Here is an 11,201-nt window from a genome sequence, read left to right on the forward strand (position 1 = left end):
ATTACCAGGATAAATCAAAGCCAAACATGTCGGCAGAACTGTCGCCAGTGGCTTGCGTCTGCCCGGCTCTGCTGATGGCTTGCACCTGATCCAGTTCTTCTGCCAGCAGACGTACATACGCAAGGCGAAAGCGATACACGGCCACGACAGCAAATGGCCGGTACAAGCCAAGGCTGAACAAGGTGAAGAAAAAATTTTTCACCTGCAGGCGCCAGTAAGGCCAGTATGGCAGTGAAGAGTCTATGTCTATACCTGGGAAGCTGGTGTTGTCCCAGGATTTATTCCAAGCCACGGCCTGTATATAGCTCAGGCACCCGATTGCGGCCAGCACCGCAGCCAGCAGCATGAGAAATCCTATGACCATGAAAAAAACGTCTTTGGTACTACGGATGTATTGCAACAGGCTGCCACCATTTTTTTCTATGATGACGGCAACTATGCCACTCAGAAAAATGCCGACAATCAGGGAACAAAACAGTGCCAGCAATACGCCGACATAACTCCAGCTAAAGGCCCCGCTTTTCATGTCGCAACTGGCGCGCAAATTACCGTAGCTGATATTGTCATGCTGGTAGATACGCATTCTGGCATGCAGCCAGGGCCAGAAAATATAACCCAGAAAAGCGAAGAATGCCATATAGCTTTCTTCAGGAAACAGCGCACCAAACAGACCCGGCAAGAGGATCACGAGAGCAACCGGTGCATAGGCCGCATAGGCATCCTGTACCGAGCCATGGAACTGGAAACGCAAGCCACGGTAACTGGTCTGATGCAAGCGAAAACGCAAGGCGCTGCGCATCATGAAAGGCAAACCCAGCACGAATATGACGAAAAAGAGCAATGCCAGGTTCTTTGACAAAGTGAACAGATAGTGATAACAGAACAGTAAAACCACGGCAACAATACGGCCACGCAAGATGGTTTTTGCCTCACCATGAAAATTGAAACTGGCACCGGCGAGACTGGTATTGCGGTCAAAATATTCCAGCCGCCTGACCTTGGCCCAGGCCGAATAAATGCCCAGTGTTGCCAGACTCAGGCAAAGATTGACGACCCAGATACGAAAATACTCTTTGCCAGTCCCGCTGAAGCTGAGTTGATACCAGTCAGGCATGCGCGGCTGTCCGGTCTTGCTGGCGATGGCTGCGGCTGTGGTTGCAGGTGAAGGATCAATGTCCAGGGCATCGATGTTCTCGTTCGTCCACTCCTGGTATTCAACAAGGGGGACTGTGGGCAGCCAGACTTCGGCGTCTTGATGGATTTGCATTGCTGAACGTGGTTGTAATGTTTATCTGTGATCAGATGCAAATAAATTTTCCGGCTTCGCTGTACCGGATATATGGATCAGGATGTATTGGCGAGTATGGTTTTATCAGTCTATCAAGGATAAAACACACCTACGTGAAAGCCCGCAGGTTTAAGTACGGGCAGCTCAAAATACAGCTTGATGCTTTGTTCGCCGCCAGCTGCAAAGCCTTTTGCCAGCTTGTCTTTTTCGGCCAGATAGTCTGCCGGGGTAAAAGCACGCTGCAACAGGGGCTTGTCTTTGACGTCGTTCAGGACCAGTTCTATATTTGGCCAGGCCTGCACGACATCGCTCTGGTTCTGGATTTGCATGACCAGCATGAAGACATTGCGTTCTGGTGCCAGGTTTTGCAATTCATTTGAATCAACGGCAATCTTATCTATCTGTGCCGGCAAAGCCACCTGGCATCCCAGGTATTTGCATGCCTGCAGCAACCAGGGTTTGGTTTCTGGCACGCGTGCAGCGAGCTGGTTACGGAAGATATAGGCAGACTGGCCCAACAACAAAGGCAGCAACAAACCAACCATCAGGCCCAGCATGATGTTGGCCATGCGTTTGCGTGAGCGCTGTTTTTCTGCCTGGATGACAAAATTGGGTTTGGCCAGCTCTTCTTCAGGATCACTGCTGGAGTCTTCATTGGCAGCAGCCTGCTGGGCGAGTGCAGCTTCGGCCTCGCCTATATAGGATTCACCATGTACTTCATCCGCGGTATTGGCGGCAGTGTCGGTTCCAACTTCATCATTGATGGAAACAGCCTCATCTGGCGTGGCGATGTCAGCATGGTCTTTATGACGCCAGACCTTGCTGGCACCATGCGCATCGGCTATTTCAGTGGCGGGGAATTCCGGTAGTTTTTTCTTGCTGTCTGCTACCTCTTCTGCACCTTCGCTGACTGACCAGTCGGCAGTTGGTGGGTCCATCAGGGCGGCACGGGTTTCCAGTTCCATGCGGGACAGATCAGCTTCCTGCACTTCTTCAGATGGTAACAGGAAGCCGCCATCACCGAGGTCAAAATCGAGAGCCGATGAGCTAGTGATGACAGGTTCTTTTTTTAAACCTGCCGGTTCAGGGTCAGCCTTGAACTGGCTGAGCGGGTCGAGCACAGGCTCAAGCTTTTGCGTCTCTGCGGTGGTGGGCGCCGCACTGACTGGAGTAACAACGGTGGGAGTAACAGCGGCGGGAGTAAGCACAGCGGGCCTGGCTGCAGGAGGATTATCCCTGGGCATGTCAAAAGCTTCTGCCTCAAATTCCAGCTCGGCCTTGCTGATGGCGGCCAGCACTTTTGTTGCGGGCCTAGCCATCGCGCTGCTTGCTGGCTTGCCGACAGCTGCTGGCCTTTCTGGCGGCACCAGGCTGTCTGGCAAGAGCATGTCTTCTTGCGGCAGCGCATCGGGCGGGAAGAAGCGGCCCACAGGAGTGACGGGAGACGGCGGAACTATACGCGTCTGTTCGAAATTGGGCTCAGGTTCTATCAGGGATGACAGATGTTCTGCTGGCAGTGGCTTGGCGTCCTGCTTGGGTTGCGGCTTGGATTCTGGCTTGGATTCTGGCTTGGATTCTGGCTTGCTTTCTGCCACAACTTCGCTTGCCGTAGCAGACATGACTGGTTTTGCCGCTGACGCTGGCACCGCTGCACTGACTTGCGGCCTGACAGGTGCAACAGGTTTATCAGGTGCTGCTGGTGTGAATGGTGTGGTTGATGCAGCACTGGCCGCCGCTGGCACGGTGGCTACCGTCGCTGTCGCCGGAGTCGCGACACTCGCCATAGTTGCTGGTCTGGCAGGCGTTGGTGCAGGTGTTTGTGCCGGTACAGGTTTTTGCCCATCGCCAGGCAACAGGTTTTCTACGGCGTTAAAGGTTTGCTGGCATGAGCCGCAACGCACCAGGCCCGCATGCAATTTCAACTGATCATTGGCTACCTTGAAGGCAGTCTGACAGTGGGGGCAGCGGGTCGCCAGTGCCATAGTCGCCTCAGTTAGCCAAAGAACCTGACAATGCTACCCAGCCTTCATGCTCAGCCCAGACAGTGAGCTTGATGAAAGGCGCATATGCTGCGGCCACTTCGTCGGCCTGCCTTGCCAGCACGCCTGAGAGTATCAGCGAGCCACCAGGGACAACACGGCCCGCCAGCATCGGTGCCATCAACTTGAGTGGGCTGGACAGGATATTCGCCACGACCACATCAAATTTCTGGGTGGCTGGATGAGCTGCACCAAATCCTTCTGGCAGCGCGTATTCTATCTGGCAGCTATTACGCTCGGCATTGAAATTCGCAGACTCAATTGCTTGCGGATCAATATCCACACCAATGACGCTGGCCGCACCCAGCTTGCTGGCGACCATGGCCAGGATGCCGGAACCACAGCCATAATCGAGTACAGACAAATCCTTGGGCGCGTGCGCTTCCAGCCATTCCATGCACAGCTTGGTGGTGGGATGACTGCCAGTACCGAAGGCCAGACCAGGATCAAGCTCCAGGATCAGGGCATCAGGATCAGGCGCATCATGCCAGCTAGGCACGACCCAGATATTCTTGCCGATATGGATAGGGGCAAACTGCGATTGCGTCAGGCGCACCCAGTCTTGCTCTTCGACATTGCGGGTGATATAGGCTGGCACGGCTGTCAGGCCAACCGCAGCGGCAGCTTCAGCCACCAGTTCGGCGTGATCGGCATCGATATCGGCCAGGGCAACCACTCGGCTGCGATCCCAGGCAGCTTCGTCAGGTTCCATGCCTGGCTCACCAAACAGCGGGCGTTCAGCATCCGTACCTTCATCGGCATCTTCCACGGACACCGACAAGGCACCCGCATCCATCAAAGCGTCCGACAAAGCCTCAGCCTGCTCACGCGCTACTTCTATGACTATTTCTATCCAGCCCATATTGCTACTTTCTTACGTTCTATATACAGCGTTATTACTTCCAGAAACTTCAAAGTACTTCAAGACCAAAAGGCTCACCACAGAGACAGCACCGAGATGCACAGAGAAAAAATCACTCATCGACGCGACGCATATAAAGATGAATATGCTGTGTTTGTTTAACTTCATGCGTTAAAAATCTCAATAGCAAAAAGCTTACCACAGAGGCTCCATAACAAAGCCAAAAGCACAGGGAAAAACTTGTGTTTTCTCTGTGCTTCTTTTTGACGGCATTTTTTTACATCCCGCCTATTCTCGTAGGTTGGGCCACGTTTCATCAGCCCAACACTGGGCCTCAACAAACATATACGTCATTCCAGCGCCGAGTGTTGGGCTGGTAAACCGTAGCCCAACCTACACTCCAAAGCCTTACTCCGTGACTCGGTGTTGAAAGGTCTTAAGGTCTTAAGCTCTTACTTACTTTTCTTCGACAACTCCGGCATATCTGCAAGCTTATGCTCAAGGTAGTGAATATTCGTACCACCTTCAATAAAGCGCGCATCTATCATCAGCTCGCGGTGCAGGGGGATGTTGGTTTGTATGCCCTCCACCACCATCTCTGACAAAGCGATCTGCATGCGTCGGATAGCCTGTTCGCGGGTTTCGCCATAAGCGATGACCTTGCCTATCATGGAATCATAATTCGGCGGCACGAAATAACCTGCGTAGGCATGCGAATCCACCCGTATGCCAGGGCCACCTGGTGTATGCCAGGAGGTGATGCGACCTGGCGAAGGGATGAACTTGAACGGGTCTTCGGCATTGATACGGCATTCAATGGCATGACCCTTGAGTGCGATATCGGTTTGCTTGAAGCGCAGCTTTTCATTGAAGGCGATGCGGATTTGCTCTTGCACGATATCAACACCAGTAATCATTTCTGTCACTGGATGCTCAACCTGAACGCGGGTATTCATTTCGATGAAATAGAATTCGCCGTTTTCGTACAAGAATTCAAAAGTACCAGCGCCACGATAACCGATCTTGCGGCAGGCGGCAGCGCAGCGGTCACCGATTTTTTCTATGATCTTGCGCGGGATGCCAGGTGCAGGTGCCTCTTCGATAACTTTTTGATGACGGCGCTGCATGGAGCAATCTCGCTCACCGAGCCAGATGGCATTGCCGTGCTGGTCAGCCAGGATCTGGATTTCCACGTGACGTGGGTCTTCCAGAAACTTTTCCATATACACTTCTGGATTACCAAATGCTGCACCAGCCTCTGTCTTGGTCATGGTGACTGCATTGAGCAAAGCTGCTTCAGTATGCACCACACGCATGCCACGTCCACCACCGCCGCCAGCGGCCTTGATGATGACCGGGTAGCCGACCTTGCGGGCTGTTTGTACGATGACTTTAGGGTCGTCTGGCAATGCGCCTTCAGAGCCTGGTACACAAGGCACACCAGCCTTGATCATGGCATGCTTGGCAGATACTTTGTCACCCATCATGCGTATGGATTCTGCACGCGGGCCGATGAAAACAAAACCGGATTGCTCTACACGTTCAGCAAAGTCGGCGTTTTCAGACAAAAAACCATAACCAGGGTGGATAGCCTGGGCATCTGTCACTTCAGCGGCGCTGATAATGGCTGGCATGCTCAGGTAACTTAAATTCGACGGAGCCGGGCCTATGCAAACAGATTCGTCAGCCAGCTTCACATATTTTGCTTCGCGGTCAGCCTCAGAGTGCACGACCACGGTTTTGATACCCATCTCGCGGCAGGCGCGCTGTATGCGTAGCGCGATTTCACCACGATTGGCGATAAGAATTTTTTCAAACATGATTTAACTTTGCGGTGGCAATGGTTGCAATTGCGTGAGCAGGAAACACGGTCCGGTCATTTTGCCCTCAACACGGGCACAGGACTTGAGTTTGCACACGCGCGCCTGGATCAGCCAATCACGAACAGCGGCTGGCCGTATTCAACAGGCTGACCATTTTCAACCAGAATCTGTTTGATCGTGCCTGTGAAATCGCTTTCGATTTCATTCAGCAATTTCATTGCTTCAATAATGCAGAGGGTGTCGCCAGCATTGACGCTTTTGCCAATATCAGCAAAAGGCGCTGCGCCAGGAGCAGAAGAACGGTAGAAAGTACCAACCATAGGGGATTTGACGATATGACCATCCGGTACCACTGGTGCGGCGGCGACAGGAGCGGCGGCGGCTGGCGCGGCAGCTGGCATCATTTGCTGGTGCTGCGGCTGCTGCATCATGACTACCTGGTTTTGCGGCATCGCAGAAGATTTGACGATGCGGACCTTGCCTTCACCTTCAGTCACTTCGAGTTCAGCGATATCTGATTCTGCTACGAGGTCGATCAGGGTCTTGAGTTTTCTTAAATCCATGTGGAATCCCCTTGAAAAAAGTGGTTCTGAATTAATTGGGACGCACAATACTGAGCAGGAAAACAGCTCTGCAATTGCCGCCGAAGTTTGGATTATATACGAAATAAGCTGACATTATCAGCAAATTACGCGAAGATGCGAGAATTTAAATATTTTTCAGGGAAAAGTCAATCGCCAGGCGATAACCTTCAGTACCGAGGCCGCAGATGACGCCTTTGGCAATTGCAGACAAGTATGAATGATGTCTGAAGGATTCTCTTTGATGTACATTCGATATATGTACTTCTATAAACGGGATCGCCACACCTGCCAGCGCATCCCTCAGGGCAACGCTGGTATGCGTCAGGCCGCCCGGGTTGATGATAATAGCATCGACTTGCTCATTGCGGGCAGCATGGATGCGGTCAATTAATGCGCCTTCGTGATTACTTTGAAAAAATGACAACTCTGCGCCAGCTGTTTTTGCCTGTTCCTGCGCTGCAGCCTCTATCTCAGCCAGGGTAGTGGCCCCATAGGTGGCAGGCTCGCGCGTGCCGAGCAGATTCAGATTGGGGCCATTCAGCAGCAAGAGTTTGCGCGCCATAGTCACATTCAATTTGACGAAGATGGCCGCATTTTGCCGCTAATCGACGCAGATTGGCAAGGAAAAACGACGCGTCTTCTATTTTTCCAAAGAATATTTGGCAATATCGGTATGCAATTCATCCATCTTCAGGCGGCCAAGATAGGATTTCACGACCTTGCCTTCGGCATTAATCAACACGGTAAACGGCAAGCCGCCACCAGTATTACCTAATTGACGCGACAGCTCAGAACCTTCCATGCCCGCAGAAAACAAGGGATAGCTGATTTTATATTTTTTTGCAAAATCAGCAATATTTGTCGGGCTATCTATGCCCAAGCCCAAAATCTGTATGGACTTGCCCTTGTATCCATCTTGCATGGTTGATAACTCAGGCATTTCCTGCACGCAAGGTGCGCACCAGGTTGCCCAAAAATTCACGACCAGGAACTTACCCTGCCACTCCGCCATCGATTGCGGTTTACCTTCGCTATCCTTGAACTGCTGCGCCATCAATTGCGCGACCGACTTGTCGGCAGGTGGCTTGGGCGTGGTCTGGCGGTTGCCCGCGTAGATACCCAAACCCGCAAACAGCAAACCCAGCGCGACTGCCAGGCCAATAAACTTCTTATTCATAAATACCCACTCACATAAATCCAAAATCACGGCTCAAGGCAGGGATATTAGCCTAGCTGGGAGATTTATGCTGCATAAGTAAGTGATGCGGGATAGATGGCGAACCGTCATCAGGCTCCCTTCACCGAAACTCTATTATGCGTTTGACATTAAAAATGGATAAACCGGGCCTGCTGAGTCTATTTATCTCGACCACATATACGGGGAGAGTCGTTTGATGCGAAAGCAGGACACCATGCCTTGCAAAATGTCCCTGCCCGCCCCTGACTCAGACTGATACAGCTTGCCTACCCTTCCATATTCATCAAAAAGATAGACTCTGACCAGGTTACAGCATCAAGCTCCCGCACTGTTTTGCGTAGCTGGGCTTCCAGCCTGACACTGGCAGCAGGGTTTGCTGACACACTGAGCAATTGCGCAGTATCCGCACTTGTCCTGCCGCTCACCTGCAGCCCTGCCCTCTTCTCTTGCGATGGCAGCAGGCGTTCCAGCATTTCTGGTTCAGCCATGATGCTGAAGAAGAGTTTAATGACTTGCTGTGGGCTGAGCTGGTCTTTGCAGTCTTCCCAGATTGCCAGTTCCAGCCATTCAATGACAGCTTCACCCAGCAGTATCTTCCTGAGCCCGGCAAAACTGTCTGGCCACAATTGCTCATCGAAGTATCTGAGCAAGAGTGTCAGGCCCAGCGGTGTCAGCCCCTGGTAATGCATGTCACGGCGGATTACCCTGTCTGCCCCGACAACGCTGGCGTATTCAAAAAACGCTTGCATTGCCTCTGCATCAAGTACCAACCATTTTGCGACAGGCGATGGCAAATTACTGGCGTCCATGTAGCGCTCGCCCGATTCACCAGCCATGTCCAGAGCGGCCCGTTTCGACAATTTCCAGGTCGCCAGCCTGCTTCGCAGGTCCGGCGGCGCAGCAGCCACAGGTGCTGCCAGCATGGACAAGGAATAGGCCGCACCACCGGCGGCAGCGGGCGCAGCCATGACCGGCGCGGAGCAAACACCGCCCGCGATAGCTCCCAGCCCACCCCAGCCTGCTGGCAACATGTGAGCGACTTCTATCAAGGCTGGCATATCCAGTGGTTTCTCATCTTCGGCTCTTTCCTCGACGATCAGGAAGCTGGTTTCTGCTGAGATCAATTGATATTGCACCGCCAGCTCCTGCACGACAGATACCTGCTCAGTCATGCCTTGCATGCCGGACAAATAAGTCGCTGCAGCCACGCGTGACAAACTGCTTTCAGCCTGCAAGTCCGCTGTCAATGCAAGGCTGCCCAATTCGACTTCTTCTGCCTGCCCCGACAAGCGGCCAAACAGCTTCATCTGACCCTCAGGTTTTTCTGGCAAGAGATAAAACATATTCAGGGTTTCACCTTTGAAGACACTTGCAGGCAAAGCCGTGGACCACAGTGGCTGGCTGGCAAAGCCGGTGTCGATGCGGATATCCTGCCAGACTGGTGAACGCAACTTCATGAACATGCGCAGGATGGCGGGTGCCACGTCTTCGCCCGGCGCCACATATTCACAAGAGCCACCACTGGCCCTGGCCAGGCGTTCCAGATGCACTTCTGCCGGGCTGGAACCTATGCCAACAATAAACACCCTTTGCCCGGCAGCGCGGGCACTGCTGATCAGGCTATCGACGCTGTCGATTTCTCCATCGGTAATCATCAGCACATCGCTGCGCCCGCTGCTCTGAATGGCAAAGGTAGATTCCAGCGCCAATGCCATCTCGGTACCACCAAGGCTGGCATCAAGCTCATCTACCCAGCGCAGCGCTGCCGCCTTGATGGGTTTGGCAAACTTCCACATCGCCGGTGAGCGGTGCTGCACTTCACTGCCAAAGCGTGACAGGGAAATATGATCCCCGACACTGAGTTGTTCGACGATCTCTTTCAGGGCGGTGCGTGCTGCCTGTATGCTGTCACCATGCATGGAACCAGAACAATCAACCAGCAACTTGACGGCCACATCAGTCATGTCAGCAGCAGCAATTTGCGGGCAAAAACTGGCCAGCAAAGCGACATGCGCAGGCTGATGATAGTCCCGTCCCAGGACACTGAAAGCCTGCTGGCTGAACTGATCCAGGCACAGCACAAAATCGCGGTCGAGGTTACCCTTGCGTGACAGGCTGATTATCGTACCGCCGTCGCCAGGCATGACACTGATGGGATGGCTGGGCGAGGCAATGCGTGCGCCCGCCACTTCAGCCGCCAGGCGCAAGCTGATCTCAAACGGATATTCGACGCGTATATCATGCTTGGGAGTGGTCAGACACTCAAACAGATTTTGCTTTTTGCTCGCGACCGCCTCTGTCATTTCATAGCGTGGGGCAATCACTGTTGGTACACAAATGCGCAAGGCATTCATGCCATCCACCTCGGCAAAGCGCAGGCTTTGTGCGTAGTGCATGCTCAGCGTACACGCTTCACCGGGCGCCAGGTTGCCTATACTGAGGCTATAACTGCGATCACCATTTTCTTGCAGCATGAAAGCCGTATTGCCTTCAGAGATAGCTTCTTCATAATCGATCTCAGCTTTTTTCCTGGGTACGACAGCGCCGGATAGCTTCTTGCCATCCAGCTCGACTTCTATATCCAGCAAAACTGCATCCACAGGCAAAGGGAAGGTATATAACACCTCCACATGTTCTTTGTCCGATGGATTGATAAAACTTTGGGTAAGCTGCATGTCCAGCAGCATGCCTTGTATGACACCCGTCGCCCTGACCTTGGTCAGGGCCATTGCCTGTCCCAGGCTGGATTGTATTGTGGCTGTATTTTGGTTAAACATATTCATCCTCTCTGTGCTAGCCATTCGCATTGACGTGTGTTGTTATGCGTGCTGTCATGCGTCCTGGCTGTTTTTCATACGCTCTGCCAATTCGATAGCCTGCCTGACGAATTCCCTGAGCTGCTCCGGGGTCCAGCCTGCTTTGCCAGCATCGATCACCAGCTCCACCCCCTGCGCTACCGTTAAATGTGTACAGACAGAAATTGACCCGATTTGCTGCGGTTTTACTTCCAGCGGGGCTGGTGCGCCATGCAACAATTCACGTATGCGCTCCAGCGATACCCCCGCAGAACTCCACTTCTTGATCAGCAACAATTGTTCGAGATGCTGCGCTCCATAGCGCGCCGCCCGCGTCCCGCCTTCAGGCTTGCTGACCAGACCTATCTGCATGTAGTAACGCACAGTGCGTACTGACATCTCTGCCATCAAACAGAGTTCAGGGAGCAGATAGCTGCTGTCTTTTTTATCAGAATAAGTATTCATACAGTACTTTATAACAGTTAAACTGTTATTATTCAAGTTTACTTTTCAAGCTCCCCCTGAGCAAACCTCAAGATGGAGATGAAACAGTTTGAAAAAGACGAAAAAAAAGCGCTCATGTCATGAGCGCTTCTTCTTGCCTGCCTGAAC

General features: G+C 52.7%; 9 protein-coding genes. All 9 read right to left on the bottom strand.

Translation table 11 applies throughout. The annotated features are described in order from the left end of the window. Position 1 precedes the first annotated feature (1 nt). Positions 2–1,267 carry a YjgN family protein gene (locus tag UNDKW_RS22710; RefSeq protein ID WP_162060585.1) on the bottom strand — a complete coding sequence of 422 codons (1,266 nt, stop codon included), beginning with the start codon at positions 1,265–1,267 and terminating at the stop codon, positions 2–4. 113 nt (positions 1,268–1,380) lie between these two features. Then, entirely contained in the window at positions 1,381–3,270 is a 1,890-nt protein-coding gene (locus UNDKW_RS22715; RefSeq protein ID WP_162060586.1) for a DUF3426 domain-containing protein, read from the bottom strand. A gap of 7 nt (positions 3,271–3,277) precedes the next feature. Next, positions 3,278–4,189, bottom strand: coding sequence for a 50S ribosomal protein L11 methyltransferase (prmA, locus tag UNDKW_RS22720; protein WP_162060587.1), 912 nt, complete (start codon positions 4,187–4,189; stop codon positions 3,278–3,280). Positions 4,190–4,641: 452 nt separating this feature from the next. Further along, on the bottom strand, positions 4,642–6,009 hold the full coding sequence (accC, locus tag UNDKW_RS22725; protein WP_162043138.1) for an acetyl-CoA carboxylase biotin carboxylase subunit: 1,368 nt from the start codon (positions 6,007–6,009) through the stop codon (positions 4,642–4,644). Between the two features lie 110 nt (positions 6,010–6,119). Then, positions 6,120–6,575, bottom strand: coding sequence for an acetyl-CoA carboxylase biotin carboxyl carrier protein (gene accB, locus UNDKW_RS22730; protein WP_162060588.1), 456 nt, complete (start codon positions 6,573–6,575; stop codon positions 6,120–6,122). Positions 6,576–6,720: 145 nt separating this feature from the next. Next, positions 6,721–7,158: a type II 3-dehydroquinate dehydratase gene (aroQ, locus tag UNDKW_RS22735; RefSeq protein ID WP_162060589.1), complete on the bottom strand. Its 438-nt coding sequence runs from the start codon at positions 7,156–7,158 to the stop codon at positions 6,721–6,723. Positions 7,159–7,236: 78 nt separating this feature from the next. Beyond that, positions 7,237–7,773, bottom strand: coding sequence for a TlpA disulfide reductase family protein (locus tag UNDKW_RS22740; RefSeq protein WP_162060590.1), 537 nt, complete (start codon positions 7,771–7,773; stop codon positions 7,237–7,239). Positions 7,774–8,060: 287 nt separating this feature from the next. Continuing rightward, positions 8,061–10,571, bottom strand: coding sequence for a VIT and VWA domain-containing protein (locus tag UNDKW_RS22745; RefSeq protein ID WP_162060591.1), 2,511 nt, complete (start codon positions 10,569–10,571; stop codon positions 8,061–8,063). Between the two features lie 54 nt (positions 10,572–10,625). Continuing rightward, positions 10,626–11,054 carry a MerR family transcriptional regulator gene (locus UNDKW_RS22750; RefSeq protein ID WP_162060592.1) on the bottom strand — a complete coding sequence of 143 codons (429 nt, stop codon included), beginning with the start codon at positions 11,052–11,054 and terminating at the stop codon, positions 10,626–10,628. Between the last annotated feature and the right edge of the window lie 147 nt (positions 11,055–11,201).

Source organism: Undibacterium sp. KW1 (genome assembly GCF_009937955.1).
Lineage (GTDB): Bacteria > Pseudomonadota > Gammaproteobacteria > Burkholderiales > Burkholderiaceae_D > Undibacterium.